This window comes from Mesorhizobium sp. C372A (genome assembly GCF_030323245.1).
Lineage (GTDB): Bacteria > Pseudomonadota > Alphaproteobacteria > Rhizobiales > Rhizobiaceae > Mesorhizobium.
Genome location: NZ_CP100475.1, coordinates 5,254,780 through 5,276,060 on the forward strand (window position 1 = coordinate 5,254,780; position 21,281 = coordinate 5,276,060).

Consider the following 21,281-nt stretch of genomic DNA (forward strand, 5'->3'; position numbering starts at 1 on the left):
GATCGTTCGGTGCTCAGCGAAGCACCAGCAGGGCTAGCCCGACAATGGCGACGGCCAGAAACCCGGTTGCCAGCGCCATCAGACCGACACGCGTCTGCTTTCGGCCTTGCGGCTGGGCCGCGTCATTCGGCCCAGACGTCGCCTGCTCCCGCTTCATTGGCATATCGGTGGTGGCAGCGCGGCGCTGCGGCGAAACCACGGGTGCGAGAAGCGCAAACCAGGGCAGTCCTGCGGGCTTTGCGGCAGCGCCATCTTCGGCCCTTGCCGGCGGCAGCGGCAGACCGCGCTGTGCATCGTCGTTGGCTGGCGTCGCCTTGCCTATCGCAGCGGTTGTCGGCCCGGTATCGTCGGGCGTGGCGTCACTAGGCTCGGCAAGGGCCAGATAGGCTTGCAGGACCTCGGCAGAACCCGTCTGCTGCCCCTTTGCGGTGGCTGCGGACAACAGCGCCTGCAGCGCCGGCGCCGCTGCCTGCTGCAAAGGCGCGCCGGACGGCGTCGGCGGCTGCACCAGCGCCTTTATAAGTGCTGCTTTCGCCGGATCGGCCTTCGCCGACGGCAACGCTGCCAACATCATGGCCTCACGCAGCAGCGCGGTCAGGCGGGCGGATGAAATGTCCATACCGGTCCCATAAGAATGGTTTGGAGCGACAATAGCGCCTCAGCATTGCGTCAAGCTTGACCTTGCCGGCAATTTATGGCGATGAAATCAGCATGAACCTTGGCACCACTCCATGATGAACCGCTTCGAAGGCCCCGGCGGCAAGGAAGCCCGTATCCGCTATCTCGACGGCGACTTCCAGGTCACCAGCCCCGGCGCCTTCGTGCGCTGCGCGGTGACCGGCGAGAGCATTCCGCTGGACGAGCTCAAATATTGGAGCGTCGCCAGGCAGGAGCCCTATGTCAGCGCCGCCGCCTCGCTGCGCCGCGAGATCGAGATGCATCCGGACCTGCGCAGCCGGGGTTAAAGGCGCGCACAGAGCCGTTGGTCGCGTTCCTTCACACCCCCCTCTGTCCTGCCGGACATCTCCCCCGCAACGGGGGAGATTGGATGATCATCTTTGCTTTCGCCAAATCAACAGCGTTGCAGAATGAGCGCCATTGGCAAAGCTGCTGATCTCCCTCCTTGCGGGGGAGATGGCCGGCAGGCCAGAGGGGGGTGCTGTCCCGCCAGCATCTCCGCGTGACGCTGCACGCCCTACCCTCGCAGCTTCCGCTGTCTCCAGGCATCCAGCGTCTCGTCGATGATGCGCTCCGGCACAGTGTCGAGTTCGAACGTGGCGTCGATCTCCAGCACGGCGAGTTCAGCGAGGAAATCGGCCGGGGCAGCGCCGTGGCGCAGCCGGGCTGCGTCCTTGGCGGTGGTCACGAGGCCCAGTCCCTCACGGCGCGCGGTTGCCGCCAGTTCGGCGAGTTCGTCGGGGGCATAAAAATGATGGTCCGGAAACGACCGGCTCAGCGCCACTTCCGCGCCCGTGCCGCGCAGCGTCTCGAAGAATTTTTCGGGGTGACCGATGCCGGCAAAGGCGAGGAACCGCCGGCCGGCGAACCGCTCCTTGGCGGCGGGCTCGGCATGCGCCTCGAAGATCGGCCGGCCGGCGCGCGCCGCCTGGCGCACGACCTTGTCGGCGGCAGCGCCCTCGCCCATCTTCAACAGCCCATCGGTGAACACCAGTTGGTCGACGATGTTGGCTCTCAGCGGTCCACCCGGAATGACGCGGCCGTTGCCGATGCCGTAGCGGGCGTCGACGACGACCAGCGCATAGTCAATATGGATGCGCGCGCTCTGAAAACCGTCATCCATGATCAGGAAATCGCAACCATGGGCTTCCAGGAGCAGCTTGGCGCCGGCAGCGCGGTTGGGGCTCACCGCAACCGGCGCGTGCTCGGCCAAAAGCAGCGGCTCGTCGCCGACATGCTTTGCAGCGTCGTGACTGGCATCGACGACATGCGGCTGCGCGAACGAGCCGCCATGGCCGCGCGACAGGAATCCGGGATTGAGCTGCATGCGCCGGGCCTGCTTGGCCAGCGCGATGGCGACCGGCGTCTTGCCGCTGCCGCCGACGGTGAAGTTGCCGACGCAAAGCACTGGCGCGTCGATCTTTTCACGTATCGCCCGATGCATATGGCGGCCGGCGACCATGCCATAGACGGCTGATAGCGGCGACAGCGCAAAGACCCGCCAGTCCGGCGCTTCCCACCAGAAAGGTGGTGCTTCCGACGCCACCTATCGCCCGTCGGCGCCCTTCAGGCGCGACTTGACGATCAATGGCTGGATATAAGGCTCGAGCGACTTCAGCGTGTGCGCCAGCGCACCGCGCATCTGGTCGACTGTGGCGGCACCGGCCGCCATCATCTCATGGCGCGCAACTTCATTGCTCAGCAGGAAATTGACGGCGCCGGCCAGCATGTCGCGGTCGCGCACCAGCTTGGCGCCGCCGCTGTCGAGCAGGCGCTGATAGGCCTCGCGAAAATTCTGGACGTTGCGGCCGGCCAGCACAGCGGTGTCGAGCATGGCCGGCTCCAGCGGATTCTGGCCGCCTTCCGAGGTCAGCGAGCGGCCGACAAAGGCGATTTCCGTCAGCCGGAGATAAAGCCCCATCTCGCCGATCGTATCGCCGAGCAGGATATCGGTGTCGGCGGTGATCCGGTCGCCCTTGCTGCGCCGCGCCAGCTTCAGGCCCATGCCGGAAATCTGTGCGGCCAGCGCTTCGGCGCGGTCGGGATGACGCGGGACGATGATCGTCAGCAGGCCATGGTGGCGCTTGTAGAGCGTGGCGTGGACTTCCGCCGCGACCACCTCCTCGCCGTCATGGGTCGAAATTGCCGCCCAGGTCGGGCGGCCGGCGATCTGGCGCTTCAGCGTCGCCAGCGCCCGTTCGTCGACCGGCGGCGGCAAGGTGTCGACCTTGAGGTTGCCGGACACGGTGACCGGCCGGGCGCCAAGCGCGCGAAACCGTTCGCCGTCGACATCCGACTGGGCAACGACGTGTGCGAGGTTCTCGAACAGCGCCTCGGCGATGTTGGCGCGCTTCTTCCAGGATCTGAACGAACGGTCGGAGAGCCGGCCGTTGACCAGCACCTGCGGCACGTGTCGGGCGCCGAGTTCGAGGATGGTCATCGGCCATATCTCGGATTCGGCGATGATAGCCAGGTCCGGCCGCCAGTGATCGAGAAAGCGGCTGACGGCCGGCTTGAGGTCGAGCGGAACATATTGGTGGATGATGCGGTCGCCCAGCCGTTCGTCGGCAACCTGCGCCGAGGTCACTGTTCCCGTCGTCAGCACGATGTTGACACCGTAGTCGAGGATGCTTTGCACCAGCGGCACGACCGCAAGGGTCTCGCCGACGCTTGCCGCATGGATCCAGATCACCGGCCCTTCGGGGCGCGGCCGCCCGGCAACGCCGTAGCGCTCACGGCTGCGGCTGCGGTCTTCCTTGCCCTGCGATGTGCGCCAGGCGACATAGGGACCCATCAGCGGATAGGCGGCTGCACCGGCAAGGCGGTAGGCCGCCAGGAAGGCGCGCGCCCAGCCGACGCTCATGGCCTGCCGTCCACGAGCCGATAGGCCTCGGCGGTTGCGGCATTGAGCGCGGCCGTGACTTCCTGGCGCTTGCGCTCCATTTCGGCCTCGTCGGCATTGGCCGGCACGAAAACCGGCGTTCCGATGACGATCGAGGAGCGGCCGAACGGCAGGTTGATGGTGGTCTTGTCCCAGCTCCTTTCCAGCACCTTGCGGCGGCTGGTGGCGATGGCGGCAGGCATGATCGGCCGGCCGGAAAGGCGTGCCAGCAGAACGATACCAAGCCCCGCGTCGCGCGGCGTGCCGTGGGGAATGTCGGCGATCATGGCGACGTTCTTGCCGGCCACGAGTGACTTTTTCAGGGCGATGAGCGCCTTGGCGCCGCCCTTGTCGAGATGCTTCGTGCTTTCACGCCCGCCGGAGCCGCGCACCGCCTCGATGCCGAATTTTTCGATCATCAGCGCGTTGAGTTCGGCGTCGGCGCTGCGCGAGACCATGGCGACCAGCGGCCGTCCCTTGGGATAATAGGCTGGGGTCAGCAGATGCTGGCCATGCCAGAGCGCGATGATGCCGGGTTCGAATTCGGCGTAGTCGCCGCCTGAAAATTTAGCCGAGCCTTCGACCACGCGGTTGGTCAGGCGCACCAGGCGGACGAACTGGGCGAGCAGGCTGACGATCATGCTCTTGACGATTCGCGACTGCGCCAACGGCTCGCGGATCTTGCGCCAGAATGTCTTCGAACTGCCGCCGCGTCTTCTTCGGACCGCGGCGCCGGTGGGCTGCCCTTTCACCGCTTCATGCTCCATCGCTGTCAACCGGCGGCCTTGCTTTCAGGGTCGAGCAGCCGGTGCAGATGGACGACGAAATAGCGCATATGGGCATTGTCCACGCTGGCTTGCGCCTTTGCCTTCCACGCGGTGTGCGCGGTTTGATAGTCCGGATAAACCCCAACGATGTCGAGCGCGTCGAGATCGCGGAACTCGGTGCCTCCCAGCTTCTTCAGCTCGCCGCCGAACACCAGGTGCAAAAGCTGTTTCTTTCCGTCTTCCGCGGCCATTTCGGTCCTTCACATATTGTGAGTTTGCGACAGGTCTAGCCCAAAGCTGCCGACTTTGGAACCTTCGATCACGCTTCCGTATCGGCAATGACGCCGGCAAGCACGGTCAGCAACTGCCCGCTGCCGGCGACCAGCGCGCCGTGACGGATGATCTCCCCGGCATAAAGCGGCGCGCGGCCATGGCCGTCGAGCACGGCGCCGCCAGCCTCGCGCAAGATGAGATCGGCGGCGGCGATATCCCAGTCATGCGCGTTGGGCTTGACGAAGGTTGCGTCGAGCGTGCCGTTGGCGACCATCGCCAGCCGGTAGGCGAGAGAGGGAATGTGCGCCGCCCGCCGCACCCGGCCCTGCCATTGCGCCGGCATCAGGTCGATCAACTGCTTCAGCCCGCCGATCTCGACCGTCTTACCCAGGCCGCGCACGGCAATCGGCTTGCCGTTGCGGAAAGCTCCACGGCCAGGCAGCGCCCAATAGGTTTCGCCCTTGGCCGGACATTCGAGCACACCGGTGAGCGTGCGGCCATTCTCGACCACCGCGACGCTGACGCACCACGAGCGCAGACCTTCGAGGAAGCCGCGGGTGCCGTCTATGGGGTCGACGACAAAGGTGCGCCGCGCCAGAAGCCGCGCCGGATCGTCAGTCGTTTCCTCCGACAGCCAGCCATAGTCCGGCCGGGCCGCCAGTAGGGTATCGCGCAGATAGGCGTCCGCCGCGTGGTCGGCTTCGCTGACCGGCGAGGTGCCGCCCTTCATCCACACTTGCGGGTTTTTGCCGAAATAGCGCATGGCGATCGCGCCCGCCTCGCGGGCGGCGTCGCGCAGCAGATCGAGGTCTTCCGAGGCCCCGGCCGATATGACCGGGTCACGCTCCGGCAAGGGTCATTCCTTCGATCAGCAGCGTCGGTGCGGCAGTGCCGAAATCGCGGTCAAGATCGCTCGCCGGAACCATATTGAGGAACATCGTCTTCAAATTCGAGGCGATGGTCACCTCGGCCACCGGATAGGCAAGCTCACCATTGTCGATCCAGAAGCCGGATGCGCCACGGCTGTATTCGCCGGTCACCATGTCGACGCCCTGGCCGAACACTTCAGTGACATAAAAGCCGGATTTTAGCGACCTGATCAGGTCTTCCGGCGTCCTGTCGCCCGGCTCGATGGCGAGATTGGTCGAAGACGGCGATACCGACGAGCCGCTGCGCGCGCCGCGTCCGTTGGTGGTCAGCCCTAATTCCCGCGCGGCGGACGTCGACAGGAACCAGTGCTTCAGCACGCCGTTCTCGACCATCAACAGCTTTTCGCCCTCGACGCCTTCGCCGTCGAACGGGCGCGAGGCCTGGCCGCGACGCCGCAGCGGTTCGTCGGTGACGGTGATGGCAGCCGACGCAACCTGCTTGCCCATCATCTCGCGCAAAAAACTGGTCTTGCGCGCCACCGAAGCGCCGTTGATGGCGCCGGCGAGATGGCCGGCAATGCCGCGCGCGACGCGCGGGTCGAACACCACGTTGACCGGACCGGTCGCCGCCTTGCGTGCGCCGAGGCGGCGCACGGCGCGCTCGCCGGCCTTGCGGCCGATCAGGTCCGGCGCGTCGAGATCGGAAAAATGCTGGTTCGAGGAGTATTCGTAGTCGCGCTCCATGCCGGTGCCTTCGCCCGCAATAACGCTGGCCGAACGCGAAAAGCGCGATGCGACATAGTGGCCGACGAAGCCGTTCGACGTGGCCAGCACCAGCCCGCCAAGACCGGCGCTGGCGCCGCTGCCGGCCGAATTGGTGACGCCCTTGACGGCAAGGGCTGCTTCCTCGGCGGCAAGGGCCGCTTCTTTCAACTGATCGGCCGAAACCTCGGTGGCGTCGAACAGATCGAGGTCGCGCACCTTGCCGACCAGCAAAGCCGGATCGGCGAGACCCTGATAGGGATCCTCGGGCGAGACTTTGGCCATGGCCACGGCGCGCTCGGCCAATGCCCTGGGGTCCGATGCCGCCGTCGCCGAGACGCTCGCCACCCGGTTGCCGACGAAGACGCGCAGCGAGACATCGTCGCCCTCGGACGCCTCAGTGTTCTCGACCTTGCCCAGCCGCACCGACACGCCGATCGAGCGGCCGCGCACGGCAACCGCGTCGGCGGCGTCGGCGCCGGCCCGCTTGGCAGCCTCGACCAGTGCCGCGACGCGGTCGGTCAATTTCGCTGCCTCTGATGTATCGGTCATGCGCGTGGTCCTGGCTGAAGCCGCGCCGGGCGGTAGCGGCTGTTGCACCATCTATTGTCCCAATGCGGCTTGTGCAATGGCGCACGGGCAATTGTCCCGCTGCGGCATAGCGCCCAAGCGGCCCGCAAAGCCCATCCGCGGCGGCCGCCACAGACGCGCGGCTTGACCGGTTTGTGAGTTTAACCGAGGCCGATTTCCGTCAAGGAGTGGCGACCGGCGTCCAGATCACGTCATCGATCCTCGTCGCGCCCGTTGCCAGCATCACCAGCCGGTCGAAGCCAAGCGCCGAGCCGCTGGCTTGCGGCATGATGGCGAGGGCGGCGAGAAAATCCTCATCCAGCGGATAGCGCTCGCCATAGACGCGCTCCTTCTCGTCCATCTCGGCGGCAAAGCGCCGGCGCTGCTCGGCCGGATCGGTCAGTTCGCCAAAAGCATTGGCGAGCTCGACGCCGCAGCAATAGAGCTCGAAGCGCTCGGCCACGCGCTGGTCCTCCGCGCTCGGCCGGGCCAAGGCGGCCTCGGAGATCGGATAGCCATAGAGGATTGTGGCCCGCCCCTGCCCCAGCATCGGTTCGACCGTTTCCACCATCACGCGGCTGAACAAATCGGCCCAGTTGTCATCGTCGGCCGTGCGCAGGCCGGCCTTGACCAGAGCATCATGAAGTGCGGCGCGGTCTGTGCCGCCATCGGCAGAAACGGTGGCAAGAAGATCGATGCCGGCGTAACGCGCAAAAGCTTCCGCCACGCTCACGCGTTCCGGCTCGGCAAACGGATCGGCCTCGCGGCCGCGAAAGCGGAAGGTTTTGGCGCCGGCCCGCTCAGCCGCGAGCTTCAGCAGTTCGGCGCAATCAGCCATCAGGCTCTCATAGGTTTCGCCGACTCGGTACCATTCGAGCATGGTGAACTCCGGGTGATGCAAAGGACCGCGCTCGCGGTTGCGCCAGACGGCGCCCAGGCTGAAGATGCGCCGTTCGCCGGCGGCAAGCAGCTTCTTGCAGGCGAATTCCGGTGAGGTGTGGAGGTAAAGCGGCCGGCGCGCACCGTCGGCGCCGATCGCCTCGGTGGCGAAGGCTGAGAGATGCGCCTCGTTGCCGGGCGAAATCTGCAATGCCGCCGTCTCGACCTCGATGAAGTCGCGCTCGCCAAACCAGCCGCGCATTGCGGCAGCTATGGCGTTGCGGGCCATCAGCCGCGGCCGGCGGTCGGCGTGAACATCCGGCGTCCACCAGGGCGAAGCGCCAGTCATGGGTTTGCCGGGCAACGGAATTGCTGACAGGGCTGGCGGTTCGGGCCAAGATGCGCTACGGCGACGGCTCTCGCAGCCGATTTGCGCCGAACGATCGTTTCAGGCCAACGAAGTCTAGGATTGAAAACCGTGGTGAAGGTCATCGCCAGTTCGCTCCGTAAAGGCAATGTCGTCGACAAGGACGGCAAGCTTTACGTGATCCTCTTTGCCGAAAACATCCACCCTGGCAAGGGTACGCCGGTCACCCAGCTCGACATGCGCCGCATCTCCGACGGGGTGAAGGTTTCGGAGCGCTACCGCACCACCGAGCAGGTCGAGCGCGCCTATGTCGAGGAGCGCGAGCACACCTTCCTCTACGCCGACGCCGAGGGGTATCACTTCATGAACCCGGAAAGCTACGACCAGGTCGCGGTGCCGGAAAGCGTGGTCGGCGACATGGCGCCCTACCTGCTCGAAGGCATGGCGGTGCAGATCTCGCAGTTCAACGGCATCGCCATAGCCCTGGTGCTGCCGCAGCGCGCTACTTTCGAAGTGGTCGAGACGGAGCCGACGACCAAAGGCCAGACGGCGTCCTCGTCCTACAAGCCGGCCGTGCTTTCCAACGGCGTGCGCACGCTGGTGCCGCCGCACATCGCGCCGGGCACCCGCGTGGTGGTGATGACGGCCGATGGCGCTTATGTGGAGCGGGCGAAGGACTGACGCGCGAGCGCCTCCGTCCTGGTTGATCCGTTGCATTGCCTTCTGCGGCCGCTGGCTCGATAGTCCTGCCGATGTGGCAGACCTTTGTGACCTACTGGCCTCTGATCCTTGTGATCATTCCGATGCTGATGGCCGCCATCGGCATCGTCCACGCAATCATGACCAAGGAAGACGTGCGCGCCGCCACCGGCTGGGTCGGCGTGATGATCTTGTCGCCGTTCCTTGGCGCGATCATCTATGCCATTGCCGGCATCAACCGCATCCGCCGCGCCACCATCAGCGCCATGCGGCCCGTCGCCGGTGAAGCCGAGACAGCCAAACACGACCACGACATTGCGCTCGAAGCACTCATTTCAGCCGAATTCGGCCAGCGCTTTGCCGGCCTGAAGACGCTAGGCGACAGGGTGGCGCGGCGCGGCCTGCTTTCGGGAAATGCAATCACCATCCTGAGGACCGGCGACGAAGCCTACGCGGCAATGTGCGGGGCGATCGACGGCGCACGGCGCAGCATTCTGCTCGAGACCTACATCTTCGACAATGACGAGATCGGACGACGTTTTGTCGGATCGCTGGCCGGAGCGGTCCGGCGCGGTGTGACGGTTCGCGTGCTGATCGATGCGGTGGGCGTGCGCTATTCCGTGCCCAGCATTCTTGGGACACTCCGGGAAGCCGGCGTCACCGTCGATCTGTTCAACGGCAACATCGTCATGGGCCTGAGACTTCCCTATGCGAATTTGAGGACGCACAGGAAAATCCTGATCGTCGACGGCGCGGTGGCATTCACCGGAGGCATGAACATCCGCAAGGGGTTCTCGGCTGAATTCGCCGGCAGCGCCAGCTCGGCGGATACGCATTTCCAGGTCACGGGGCCGGTCGTGGCCGACCTGTTCGCGGTTGCCGCCGAGGACTGGCGTTTTGCCGGCAACGAGGCCCTCAAGGACGAGGTCTGGCACGTGGCAAAGCCCTCGCCGCCTCCCGGTCAGCCGATCCTGGTGCGGGCGGTGGCGTCGGGGCCGGACGCCAGCATCGAAACCAACCACAAATTGCTGACGGGGGCATTTTCCGTCGCCCGCAAATCGATCCGCATCATGTCGCCCTATTTCCTGCCGGACCGGGAATTTGTCAGCGCGCTGGTCACGGCTGCCCGGCGCGGCGTCGAGATCGACATCGTCGTGCCCGCGGTCAACAATCTCTTCCTGGTCGGCCGCGCCATGACGGCGCAATACGACCAGGTGCTGAAGCACTATTGCCGCGTCTGGCGGCATGAAGGGTCGTTCGACCATTCGAAGCTGTTGTCGGTCGATGGCGTCTGGGCCTATGTCGGCTCCTCCAACCTCGACGCGCGGTCGCTGCGGCTGAATTTCGAAATCGACCTTGAGGTTCTGGATACCGGCTTTGCCGCCGAGATCGAGGGGCGCATCGGAGCGGCAATCGCTTCCGCCAAACCCGTCACACTCGCAACCCTAAGAGCGCGGCCATTTGTCATCCGGGTTTTTGACCGGTTGTTATGGCTGGGATCGCCCTATCTTTAGAATCAGGACAGATTGAACGCAGGCCTATGGACATAAACGGACGCAGCCTTCCTGAAACAGTGCTCCTGTCGATCCGCGGCAGGAAAGCGCGCAAGGCGAACGCGACGCCGCGCAAGCACATTGAAGGCGCCCAGATGGTGGTCGCCTCCTACAACGTCCACAAATGCATCGGCACCGACCGCAGGTTCGACCCCGAACGGACCGCCCGCGTCATCCGCGAGATCGGCCCCGACGTCATCGCGCTGCAGGAGGCCGACAACCGCTTCGGCGACCGCGCCGGGCTGCTCGACCTTGCCCGGATCGAACACGAAACAGGGCTTGTGCCGGTGCCGGTTTCCGGAAGCGGCAAGGGCCATGGCTGGCGCGGCAATGTGCTTTTGTTCAAGCGCGGCACCGTGCGCGACGTCCATCAGATCAAGCTTCCGGGACTGGAGCCCCGCGGCGCGCTGGTTGCCGAGATCGACCTCGACGAAACGCGCACTCTGCGCGTCATCGCCGCGCATCTCGGCCTGTTGCGCCGCTCGCGTTCGGAGCAGGCCCGCGTCGTGCTCGACATCATGAGCAACCAGGATGAAAGGCCGACCTTGCTGCTCGGCGACCTCAACGAATGGCGGCTGGGCAACCGCTCGGCGCTCAAGACGCTGCACGCCACCTTTGGTTTCACGCCGGCGGCGGTGCCGACTTTTCCCTCAGGCCTGCCGGTGCTGGCGCTCGACCGGATCATGGCCAACCGGCACGGCATGGTCTCGTCGGTGGAAGCCCATGACACGCCGCTGTCGCGGGTTGCGTCGGATCATTTGCCGCTGACGGCGTTCGTCAGCCTGTAACTCATCCGTCCCGCAGCCAGACCAGCATCTCACCGGGTTCACGGTTGTCCCAGGCAAAGTACGGGACGGCGGTGATTTTCGTTTCGCTCACCGCCGGCGGATCGGTGCGATAGAGCCCGGTTTCCCAGTTTTCCTGGGCTTCCTTGCTGGCAAGTGCCGAAAGCGTGACGATGCCGCCGAGCAGGTTCGGCTCGGCATGCGCCTCGATTTTTGCCGTTCGCGGCAGAGCGATCCGATGCAACTGGCCGGCATTGTCGGTCTCCTCGACGCAATAGATCAGCGGACCGCGCGCAAGTGCGACGCGGCCGATGTCCTGACGCACCTCCGGATTGGCGAACAGACGGGCGATCGACATTTCGAGATCGAGTTCGACCCGGTCGCCCTGGCGCCACTCGCGCCGGATCGCGGCATAGCCGTCGCTGGTGATGCCGTCCAGATCGACGGCGGCGCCGTTGATCTTGAGCGCCGCCTTGCCGCACCAGGACGGGACGCGCAGGTGCAAGGTGAATTCCACCGGAGCGTCGGCTTCGATCCGGATCGAGACCGCGCCATCCCAGGGATAATTGCTGGTCTGAATCAGACTGACCGCCCGGTTCGATATGTCGAAGCGCGCGGTGCTGTCGCCGTAGAGATGAACGGCCAGCGCGTCGTCCGACAGGCTGTAGAAATAGCTGCCGATGGAGGCGACCATGCGGCCGATATTCGGCGGGCAACAGGGGCAGCGATGCCATTTCCAGCGATTGTGCCTGCCCCGGCTCTCCAGCGGGTTCTCGTAGAAGAACAGCGAGCCGTCGAGCGACAGGCCGGAGATCGAGCCGTTGTAGAGTGCCCGCTCCATCATGTCGGCGTAGCGGGCGTTGGGACCCATGCCGAGCATGCGACTGGCCCAGAACACGAGGCCGACCGAGGCACAGGTCTCGGCATAGGCGGTTTCGTTGGGCAGGTCGTAGTCGCTGGTAAAGCCCTCATTGTGCGCCGATGGCCCGAGGCCGCCGGTGACATAGAGGTTCTTGGTGGTGAGATCGTTCCACAGACGGTCGAGCGCTACCCTGAGCGTGTCGTCGCCATATTCGGTGGCGATGTCGGCCATGCCGGAATAGAGGTACATCGCCCTGACCGCATGGCCGACGACCTTGTCCTGCTCGCGCACCGGCTTGTGCGACTGGTTGTACTCATAAGTCTTGAAATGATAGGCCTTCGGGTCGGCGCCGCGCGCACGCGCCTCCTCGTCGAAATAATGCGGCTGTTGCCCGCGCTGGTCGATGAAATACCTGGCCAGGTCCATGTATTTCTGCTCGCCGGTCGCCCGCGCCAGCTTGACCAGCGCCAGCTCGATCTCCTCATGGCCGCAATAGCCCTTCTTCTTGCCCGGCTCCGGACCGAAGGTGTCGGCGATATGGTCGACGTAGCGGCACATGATATCCAGCAGCTTGCGCTTGCCGGTGGCCTGGTAGTAGGCGACCGCGCCTTCGATCAGATGGCCGGCGCAATAGAGCTCGTGGCAATCGCGCAGATTGGTCCAGCGCTTGCCGGGCTGGATGCGCTGGTACCAGCTGGAGAGATAACCGTCTTCCTGCTGCAGTCTGCCGTAGAGGTCGATGACGGCATCGATCTTCGTCTCGAGCGCCGCGTTCTTGCGCCGGTAGAGCGAATAGGCCGCGGTCTCGATGGTCTTGCCCCAATCGGAGTCCCAGAACATCTGCGTCGTCACCGTCGAGCCGGTGAAGCCGGGGCTGGCAGCCTCGTCGGGCGACGGCGAATGGAACGGAATGACGACGCCCGGCGAGGGCCGGTCCGGGTCGATCTGCTCCAGCATGCGCGCCTCGACGCAGCGCTCGTAGAGGATGTCGGCGGTGCGCGACGCCACGGCATCGACACGGTTGCCCCAGAAGCCGCGGACATCGACCTGCGGCACCGGCAGTGGGCGGAAGGCGAGTTTGCCGGGCTTGGCGGATGGTTGAACGGTCATCGTGTCACTCCGTTGGATATTGGTCATTCACGGCGGGTCATTTCACCGCGCCGGCCATCAGGCCGCGGATGTAGAAGCGCTGCAGCAACAGGAAGAGCACCAGGCACGGCACCATCATCACTGTGACGCCCGCCTGCACGGCGCCCCAGTCGATGGCGCCGAAGCGGCCCGACTGAAGTGCGGTCATCATGATCGGCAGCGTGAATTTGGACTGGTCGGTCATCAGCACCAGGGCGGCCAGGAATTCGTTCCAGGCGCCGAGGAAGGCAAACAGCGCGATGGTGACGATGCCCGGCCAGACCAGCGGCAGCATCACCTTGAGCAGCATGGTGACGTTGTTGGCGCCGTCCATGCGCGCGGCCTCCTCGATCTCGCGCGGCACCGCGTCGAAGGCGTTGCGCATCATGAAGATCGAGAACGGCAATTGCAGCGTGGTGTAGACCAGGACCAGCCCGGTCAGCGTGTTGTGCAGGCCGACCTTGGTCAGCACCAGGAAGATCGGCGTCAGGATGGACTGGAAGGGGATCATGATCGTCGACAGGATGACGATGAAGAGCACATCCTTCATCGGAAAGCGGAAGCGCGAAAAGCCATAGCCGGCCAGCACGCTGACGACGACCGACAGGATCACCGTCATCGAGGCGACATAGAGGCTGTTTTGCGCCGGCAGCCAGAGGCCGTCGCCAAAGGTGTCGAGCGTGCGATAGTTCTCGACCGAGAAGCCGGTCGTCGGCCACGGCGGCAGCGGCGGCTGGCGCGCCTCCTGCGCCGGCTTGAAGGTCGACAGCACGGCCCAGACGATCGGCGCGATGAACAGCACTGAGGCGATCATGCCGGTCGAATGCTCGGCGATCCTGAGCCAGAGGCGGCTGCTGCGGCTTCTTGCCTGCGCCATCAGTCGATGCCCTCCGGCTTGCGCAGCAGCCACAGCTGAACCAGGCTGAGCGCCACCAGTATGGCCAGCAGGATCATCGACAGTGCTGCGCCATAGCCGAGCTTGAACGAGACGAAGGACTGGTTGAAAATCCAGTACACGGCGGTCAGCGTCTGGTTGCGCGGGCCGCCACGCAGGATGATGTAGAACTGGTCGAAGGCGAGGATCGAGCCGGCGATCGACAGGATCAGCGCCAGCGCCAGCGTGCGGCGCATCAGCGGCAGGGTGATGGCGCGAAAGCGCGCGAACGGCCCTGCCCCGTCGATCATCGCCGCTTCCTGCAGATCGGTCGGGATCGACTGCAGGCCGGTCATCAGGATGATCATGGTGAAGCCCGCCACCTTCCAGACGACCATGGCGATGATCGACCAGAAGGCCGGCTGGAACGTCGCCAGAAGGTTGAACTTTTTCGCGGTCAGGCCGAGGTCGTAGGCGGCCGGGCTGAACAGGCCGGAATCGACATTGAGCAGCCAAGACCACAGCAGGCTGGCCGAGGCGAAACCGACGACCGCCGGCATGAAGAAGGATGTCCGGTAAAAGCCGGTCAGCCGCCTGGGCTTTTCGATGAACAGCGCCAGCGGAAAGGCGACGGCGAAGATCACGATGGTGACGATCACGGTGTAGTAGGCGGTGAAGCTCAGCGCGTTCCAGAAACGGTTGTCGCGCAGGATCGCCCGGTAATTGTCGAAGCCGATGTAAAAATGCTCGCCCATCAGCGGCCAGTTGTGCAGCGACATCCAGGCCGTCATGCCGAGCGGAATGATGAAGAACACGACGACCAGCGCCACGGCCGGCGCGACATAGAGCAGGCCGATCCACTGCCGGCGGCCAACGCCGACCAGTTTTCTGGCGCGTGGCGGGGTGGTGGTGATGGCGGTCATTTACCCTCCCCCTTGTGGGGAGGGTCTGCGCAGCAGCGGGGTGGGGGTGCGGCGCCGGCCCCCCACCCGAACCTGCGGTCCGACCTCCCCGCAAGGGAGAGGTAGGGCGTCGGTGCCATGATTGCGAATGCCAGGGGTCATGCCTGCTCTTCCGTTGGATCTCGTAGGGCGGTGGGACACACCTCCCCCACCCCGCTGCTTCGCAGCGACCCTCCCCACAAGGGGGAGGGTAAGGAGCGCCGGCCGCCCGTCCAGGGAGACGGACCGGGCGACCGGATCAGGACCCGCGACGGCAGGGGCGTTGCACCGCCCTCGCCGCCGGCCAGTCCTTATTTCTGCGCCTGGTCGATGATCGACTGCATGGTCTCTTGTGCATTGGCGATGGCGCCATCGACGTCGTCGCCGAAGACGACCTCGTTGATCATCTGCGTCCACGGACCGTTGGCCGAGTTGATCAGGTCGTTGAACACCACGGAATAGGGCGTGCGGCCCTTGGCCATGGCTTCGGCGGCGATCTGGTAGCGCGGATCGAGATCTTTCAGCGCCTCCTTGGCGATGTCGCCGCGCACCGGCAGGCTGCCGTATTTGGCCAGGATGGTCTGGCCTTCGAGCGAATAGGCGAAGTCGAGAAACTCCTTCACCACGGCGAGCTTCTTGGTGCCCTTGGTGACGACGAAATTGTCGCCGCCGGCAAACGAAGACCAGCCGCTGTCCTTGCCCGGCAGGAAGGTGACGCCATAGTCGATGTCCGGATACTGCGTGTTGAGCGCGCCGATGGCGAAGGCGCCGGACGGCGAAATGCCGATATTGCCGGTGGCGAAGGCGGCAAAGAAATTGGCGCCGGTGTCGGTCTGCGCGCCGGCCGGCACCAGATCCTTCTTGACCATCGAGCGGTAGAGGTCGATGGCGCCACGCAGCTGCGGGCTGTCCAGCGTCGCCTTGGAGCCGTCCTCGCTCAAAATGTCGCCGCCAGAGGCCCAGATCAGCGGCGTGAAGGTGAAGATGTTGCAGCCGCCGCAATTGCCGGAGAAATAAAAGCCCTTGATGTCGCCGCCGAGCGCGTTGACCTTTTCGGCATCGGCCTCGATCTCGGCCCAGTTGGCCGGCCCCTTGTCGGGATCGAGCCCCGCCTGCTTGAACAGCTTCTTGTTCCAGATCAGCACCGAGGCGTCGGCCGAGAACGGCAGCCCGTAAATGTGGTCCTTGTAGGTGCCGGTCTTGACATGCGCCGGCGACAGGCTGGCGAAATAGGGCAGCGATTTCGCCCAGTCGGTGATGTCTTCGAGCTGGCCGGCGGCGGCAAAGGATGGCGTGTAGATCAGGTCGAGCGACAGTGCGTCGGGCGCCGTGCCGCCGGCGGCGGCGGCGCCATATTTCGGGATGATCTCGGCATTGGGAATGATGTCCAGCTTGACCTGGTTCTCATGGCCCTTGTTGAAGGCATCGACGATGCGCGGCATGAAGTTCGAGCCGTCGGCGCGAACCCAGATGTTGGCGGTGTCGGCAGCCATTGCAGGCAAGGCAATGATGCTCGCCGCGAGCGCGAACCCGGTAATCATGGTCTTCATGGTTTTCCTCCTCATGGTTTTTCTCCTCCTCCCTGTTGCGGCGCTCTTGGATCGCGCCGCGCGTTCTCCTAGCCGTCCGGTGGACGGCCGCATGACTGACGCACCACCAGCCGGCACGGCAGTTTTCGAATGCCCGGCGCGGCGGCTTGGCCGCCGACGAGCGATAGCAGTGTGAGGCCGGCCTCGCGGCCGAGCGCTGCCAGGTTCATGTCGACCGAGGTCAGCGGCGGGCGGGTTGCCTCCGCCACGATCTCCCAATTGTCGAAGCCGATGACGCCGACATCGCCGGGCACGCCAAGGCCGCGCTCGCGCAGCGCATCGATGACGCCGCGCGCGATCTGGTCGTTGCCGCAGAACACCGCATCGGGTTTCTCTCCCTTGTTGTTGAAGAGCGTTGGGCCGTCGAACAGCTTTCCGACGGCTTCATGCCCCCAGGCTTCCGACCACGAGCCGAGCAAGGGCTCGGTGACCGGCAGGCCGTGCGCGGCCAGCACATCGCGAAAAGCCTGTGCCCGCTCATTCACCACGGCAAAACTTTCGGGACCGCTGACATGGGCGATGCGCCGCCGCCCGAGCCGGCAAAGATGCTCGACCGCCAGCCGCGCGCCGCCGGCATCGTCGGAGACGAAGGCGATGGCATCGGGATCGGGCTGGCTGAAGGCGTAGATGACGGGCACGCCGAGATTGGCGAGGTCGACCGGCAGATGGCGGTCGATGCGCTTGCCGCTGGCGATGATGCCATCGATGCGCTTGTCCAGCATCGCCTCGACATGCAGCTGCGCCAGCCGCGGATCGTCCTCGACATTGCACATGAACACCGAAACGCCGGCATCGACCAGCGCATCGGAAATGCCCGACATGACCGGCAGCGAAAAGCGGCCATAGGTGTCGTTGGTCAACAGCCCGACGGTGAAGGAACGCCGCCGCAGCAGGCTCTGCGCCAGGCTGTTGGGGCGAAAACCGAGCCGCTGCGCCGTCTCGCGAATGCGCTGCCGCGTCTCGGCCGTCATCCGCCCCTGCCCGTTCAGCGCCTTCGAGGCGGTGGCCACACTGACACCAGCCATCGCCGCGACTTCACGCAGGGTGACGGGTTGTTTGGCGGCTGGTGGCGTGTCGGAGGGCATGGGTCGGGTGTCGGTCCTCGGTTTGGGAAAAGGTTTTCTCTTACTGGCCTTTGGCGTGTCGATATGGGTAGGTCGCGGATGCTGCGCGGGCTGGGAAAAGGTTTTCTCAAGGCGAGATTAGGATGAGAATTTGAGGATGGCAAGGGGGTGCGGCGGGTGGGCGACGATCAACGCGGTTGTTCGTCACAGCCGCTTTGCGCCAGAGGCTGTCATTGACGACCAGACGTTCTTGGGCTCCTCCATTCGCATCGCTGGTTCATTCTTTGTTCTTTGCCCAACGCGCGTAAGACGCTAAGGTCCGCGGATGAGCGTCATGCCGAAACCACCTGCCAAGAAAACCAGAGCAATAGTGTCGTCAAGCGCAAGCCAGCGCGACAATTTCGCTGAGCCGACCAAGCGCCTGATGGCCCAACGTGTTGGCTGGCTATGCTCCAATCCGGATTGCAGGAAACCTACAGTGGGACCGCAAAAAGGTGGTCCTGGCACCATGAACCTGGGAATCGCTGCGCACATAACGGCCGCGTCAGAGGGATTTGCACGTTACGACGCGCGTCTGACACGGGAAGAACGAAAAGCGCCGGAGAACGGAATTTGGCTATGCAGTGACCATGCCCACCAGATTGACCACGACGAAAAAGCGTTTCCTGTTGAATTGCTCCACAAATGGAAGCAGGAGGCGGAGGACCGGGCTTTTGAACAGCTGCTAACGGGTGGTCGCGCCCGTGTTGAGCCTATGGGCGGAGAACTCGCGGAGGCCCTTCAGTATCTTCGCCGGCATCTTGGTATTCCGCAGGGTGAGGACCTGACCTCCTCGATGGACAGGGCGCGTTCTGCCGCTGAACGTCACATTGAGACCTTTTCTCACCAGGGTCCCGCGCACGCCGTATCGCTTTCTTTGACGGCGGCCTCATCACGAGGAAAATCGTTCACCCACGTCGAAATGGCCGCAGCGCTACGGTCCTGTGGCATTTTGGACCTTGTAGGCGAACCGGGTCAGGGCAAGTCGACCACCTTAATCCAGCTCGGTTTCGAGCTACTGGAAAGCGGTCCCGTTCCGCTCTTGGTCCCGCTTGCCGAAGTCGGCCCGAGTGTGGACGACCTCTTTTCGTGGATGGCTAGTCGCCAGGCCTTTGCAGGCGTGCGATCCGAGGACCTGAAGTTTCTCGCAGCGCACGGCGAGTTGGCATTCCTATTGGATGGCTGGAACGAGGTGACACCGGCTGCCCGGCTGGCTCTCATGAAAACCCTTCGAGCCCTTCGCCGCGAATTCCCGCTTGTGGTCATTTGCATAACCACGCGCCCTCAGGCCGTGGCGGTGCCGTTTGTGGCGCGGACAATTCACATTGAAACCCTGTCCGACGATCAGCAGGAAGAGCTGGCCTCCCGACATGGAAGCGTTGGGCAGGATTTGCTTGACCGCGTCCGAAGAACTTCGGGCGTTCGGGACCTTGCCCGAGTGCCTTTTTATCTTCAGGCTCTCCTACAGGTGGGAGACACCGGTACCCTGACTACCACCAAAGAAGGCACGATTTCGCTGCTGGTGGCACAGCACGAGGGCATTCCCGAACGCGCGGAGCAGCTACGACAAGGCATGCTGGGGCAACACCGGCGCTATCTGGGTGATTTGGCCGTCTCCATGATGCGGGCGCGGACGACGGCGTTGGATGAGACCGAAGCCCGACAGTCACTCCGGGCAACCAATACGAACCTGTTGACTGAGGGGCTGGTTCAGACCGCTCCGGAACCCGTCAACATCCTGGACACACTCGTCGCTACGCACGTGCTTGTTCATGGCGAAGGAGACAAGTACTCATTCCAGCATCAGCAATTTCGAGAGTGGTATGCCGCTGGGCATGTCGTGGCAATGACGCGTGGGCTTCCCAAGGAAGCCGGCCTCGAAAGCACCTTTGCCCAAGAAATTCTGAACGACCGCATGTGGGAAGAGGCAATTCTTTTCGCCTGTGAGCGACTGGCCGTGGATGCACCCGGTATCGCCGTCGTCGGACAGGTGGTGAGGCTCGCGATGTCTGTGGGACCGATGCTTGCGGCTGAAATTGTGTACCGAGCAGGAGATGACGTTTGGAACTTGGTGGCGCCCGACGTGGAAGCTTTTGCACGTGCATGGCACCAACCTGATCAGGTGGATTTGGCTGTCGCATTCATGATGAAGACTGGCCGGGCTGTCTTCGCCGGTCTGGTTTGGCCACTGGTTTCCAACTCAACCGACCAGATTCAAAGCGAGGCCCTGAACTTGGGCGATCGTATCCGGCCGTCTGTCTTCGGGACCCACCTGCGGGACGATTACGAGCATCTGGAGGAGCGGGTGCGGGAAAGGCTGGTTTCCGGCCTTATCTTCGGCGGGGGCATCGAAGGTCTGGAAGCCGCGTTCGACCTCGCAAAGAAGGACCCCAGCGTCACTGTCAAGTCAGAAGCGGTTGAAGCCCTGCTTTTCCGTGGCGCTCCAAGACAGGCGACAGCGGTGCTCGATGGTGCGGATGATGAAGTTTGGCGCCGCGTTGCCGACCGGGATTATTTCGACGGGCTGACTGCCCCCCATGTCCTGAGCCGCTTGATAGGGCTCCAGGAAGACGACTTGAAGGCCAACCCCAGCCCAGCCCGTAATCTCAATCGCATTGCCCACAGGGCACAGCTTTCGGGGGATGTCACGAACCTCGCCGCGATCCTTGGCAACGAAAAGTTGGACCTCCGCGCAGACTATACCGCGGCCGCATTTCATCAGGCGAATAGCGTGTTTCCGGAAGTCGTTGCAGCGGCGATGAAGGAACGGATTTTGGCCGGCCTGTCGTTGCCCTTTCGGGTCCAAGGATATCTTTCGCCGCAACCTGTGAGTGAGGAAGCGGCCTTGTCGAGGATCGTCGCTGACAGTCAAGACATCGACGAGCAGACGAGCGGTGCTCTCTTCCTAGCCGGAGCCGGTATTGTTACCGGAATGATTGGCGACTTTCTGGCGCTGAAGCCGAAGGTCTATGCGAACGGGATGCCCACTGCGGTCGACTACGCACCTCTTGGGCTACTTCGGGACAAAATCTCGAGAACGCGCCCAGAAGCGTTCGTCGAAGCAGTCGTGTCGTTCTCCGCCGCCCAGGAACATCGCGACATTGAAGCCCTCGCCGACCTCATCACCTGCCACGGCAAACACGGAACAAACGAGAAAATGGACGACGTTTCGGCCGAAAGCCGTCGCAAGCTCGTTGAAGCGCTGAATGGGTGGGCCGCTCGCCTTCTGAGTCCAGGCCCGCCATCGCGGCATGATATGGCCGAGGTTGTAGATGCCATGCGGCGAGTCCCGGACCCATCCCAGATGAAGTGGGTCTCAGTCTTCCTGCAGGAAGACCTTCAGCAGCGGGACGCTCTCAAGGAATTGGCCAAGGCTGGTCGCGACCAAGCGGCGCTGAATGAGTGGCGCACCAGCCATACCCTCTCGTATCGGCAGGCGCTCTACGAGATTGGTACCGGCGAGGCGTACGAGATCGCAAAGTCGCTCCTGCGGCATCCGGAGTTTGGCCATGACGCAGCGATTGCACTGCGGCTCATCGCGATGCCTGCCCTCTTGGAGAAGAGAACGACGTCTGGCCTGATCTGGATCGTGCTCAGGCCGCACTTGAAAGGCGGTCGAGCCAGCCCGACCTGTCGCTTGATGCCGCAGAAAGCATACTGGACGTAGCGGAAGAGCTGGCCGCCGGCGAACCGCCGTATGG

General features: G+C 64.2%; 18 protein-coding genes. 5 read left to right on the forward strand and 13 right to left on the reverse strand.

All coding sequences use genetic code 11. The features are described 5' to 3' along the window. Positions 1 to 13: 13 nt before the first annotated feature. Complete coding sequence (locus tag NLY42_RS25275; protein WP_023753738.1) at positions 14 to 619, reverse strand: hypothetical protein; 606 nt, start codon at positions 617 to 619, stop codon at positions 14 to 16. A gap of 112 nt (positions 620 to 731) precedes the next feature. Here NLY42_RS25275 and NLY42_RS25280 point away from each other — a divergent pair, with 112 nt between their 5' ends. Next, positions 732 to 965, forward strand: a complete 234-nt coding sequence (locus NLY42_RS25280; RefSeq protein ID WP_023694434.1) for a DUF2093 domain-containing protein — start codon at positions 732 to 734, stop codon at positions 963 to 965. Between the two features lie 230 nt (positions 966 to 1,195). Here NLY42_RS25280 and lpxK read toward each other — a convergent pair whose 3' ends face one another. From lpxK to epmA, 7 genes are all read right to left on the reverse strand, one after another. Then, positions 1,196 to 2,224 (reverse strand): tetraacyldisaccharide 4'-kinase, encoded by a 1,029-nt coding sequence (gene lpxK, locus NLY42_RS25285; RefSeq protein WP_023753739.1) that lies wholly within the window; start codon positions 2,222 to 2,224, stop codon positions 1,196 to 1,198. Further along, entirely contained in the window at positions 2,225 to 3,541 is a 1,317-nt protein-coding gene (gene waaA, locus NLY42_RS25290) for a lipid IV(A) 3-deoxy-D-manno-octulosonic acid transferase (RefSeq protein WP_023694436.1), read from the reverse strand. Further along, positions 3,538 to 4,326 carry a lysophospholipid acyltransferase family protein gene (locus NLY42_RS25295; RefSeq protein ID WP_023682942.1) on the reverse strand — a complete coding sequence of 263 codons (789 nt, stop codon included), beginning with the start codon at positions 4,324 to 4,326 and terminating at the stop codon, positions 3,538 to 3,540. The genes waaA and NLY42_RS25295 overlap by 4 nt, the downstream gene beginning before the upstream one ends. A 5-nt stretch (positions 4,327 to 4,331) precedes the next feature. Then, a complete protein-coding gene (locus NLY42_RS25300) occupies positions 4,332 to 4,577 on the reverse strand; it encodes a DUF4170 domain-containing protein (protein ID WP_023682943.1) in 246 nt (81 codons plus the stop codon). 68 nt (positions 4,578 to 4,645) lie between these two features. Next, on the reverse strand, positions 4,646 to 5,452 hold the full coding sequence (locus NLY42_RS25305) for a 3'(2'),5'-bisphosphate nucleotidase CysQ (RefSeq protein WP_023694437.1): 807 nt from the start codon (positions 5,450 to 5,452) through the stop codon (positions 4,646 to 4,648). Then, positions 5,439 to 6,782 (reverse strand): TldD/PmbA family protein, encoded by a 1,344-nt coding sequence (locus NLY42_RS25310; RefSeq protein WP_023756405.1) that lies wholly within the window; start codon positions 6,780 to 6,782, stop codon positions 5,439 to 5,441. Before NLY42_RS25310 ends, NLY42_RS25305 begins: the two co-directional genes overlap by 14 nt. Positions 6,783 to 6,981: 199 nt before the next feature. Continuing rightward, the gene (epmA, locus tag NLY42_RS25315; RefSeq protein WP_023694439.1) at positions 6,982 to 8,028 is read right to left on the reverse strand and encodes an EF-P lysine aminoacylase EpmA; all 1,047 of its coding nucleotides are present in this window, start codon (positions 8,026 to 8,028) and stop codon (positions 6,982 to 6,984) included. 129 nt (positions 8,029 to 8,157) lie between these two features. On the opposite strand from epmA, the gene efp reads away from it, so the two are divergent. From efp to NLY42_RS25330, 3 genes are all read left to right on the forward strand, one after another. After that, positions 8,158 to 8,727 carry an elongation factor P gene (efp, locus tag NLY42_RS25320; protein ID WP_023682947.1) on the forward strand — a complete coding sequence of 190 codons (570 nt, stop codon included), beginning with the start codon at positions 8,158 to 8,160 and terminating at the stop codon, positions 8,725 to 8,727. 71 nt (positions 8,728 to 8,798) lie between these two features. Beyond that, on the forward strand, positions 8,799 to 10,259 hold the full coding sequence (locus NLY42_RS25325; RefSeq protein ID WP_023753740.1) for a phospholipase D-like domain-containing protein: 1,461 nt from the start codon (positions 8,799 to 8,801) through the stop codon (positions 10,257 to 10,259). Between the two features lie 26 nt (positions 10,260 to 10,285). Further along, on the forward strand, positions 10,286 to 11,086 hold the full coding sequence (locus NLY42_RS25330) for an endonuclease/exonuclease/phosphatase family protein (protein WP_023671569.1): 801 nt from the start codon (positions 10,286 to 10,288) through the stop codon (positions 11,084 to 11,086). A 1-nt stretch (position 11,087) separates the two neighbouring features. Here NLY42_RS25330 and NLY42_RS25335 read toward each other — a convergent pair whose 3' ends face one another. The 5 genes from NLY42_RS25335 to NLY42_RS25355 form a co-directional block, all read right to left on the reverse strand. Next, on the reverse strand, positions 11,088 to 13,055 hold the full coding sequence (locus NLY42_RS25335; protein WP_023753741.1) for a glycoside hydrolase family 127 protein: 1,968 nt from the start codon (positions 13,053 to 13,055) through the stop codon (positions 11,088 to 11,090). A gap of 37 nt (positions 13,056 to 13,092) precedes the next feature. Further along, on the reverse strand, positions 13,093 to 13,950 hold the full coding sequence (locus NLY42_RS25340) for a carbohydrate ABC transporter permease (protein ID WP_023682951.1): 858 nt from the start codon (positions 13,948 to 13,950) through the stop codon (positions 13,093 to 13,095). After that, positions 13,950 to 14,870: a carbohydrate ABC transporter permease gene (locus NLY42_RS25345; RefSeq protein WP_023753742.1), complete on the reverse strand. Its 921-nt coding sequence runs from the start codon at positions 14,868 to 14,870 to the stop codon at positions 13,950 to 13,952. Before NLY42_RS25345 ends, NLY42_RS25340 begins: the two co-directional genes overlap by 1 nt. A gap of 329 nt (positions 14,871 to 15,199) precedes the next feature. Then, complete coding sequence (locus tag NLY42_RS25350) at positions 15,200 to 16,438, reverse strand: ABC transporter substrate-binding protein (RefSeq protein ID WP_023715223.1); 1,239 nt, start codon at positions 16,436 to 16,438, stop codon at positions 15,200 to 15,202. Between the two features lie 68 nt (positions 16,439 to 16,506). Further along, entirely contained in the window at positions 16,507 to 17,562 is a 1,056-nt protein-coding gene (locus NLY42_RS25355) for a LacI family DNA-binding transcriptional regulator (RefSeq protein WP_023753743.1), read from the reverse strand. A gap of 313 nt (positions 17,563 to 17,875) precedes the next feature. On the opposite strand from NLY42_RS25355, the gene NLY42_RS25360 reads away from it, so the two are divergent. Continuing rightward, complete coding sequence (locus tag NLY42_RS25360; protein ID WP_156933768.1) at positions 17,876 to 21,247, forward strand: NACHT domain-containing protein; 3,372 nt, start codon at positions 17,876 to 17,878, stop codon at positions 21,245 to 21,247. Positions 21,248 to 21,281: the final 34 nt, after the last annotated feature.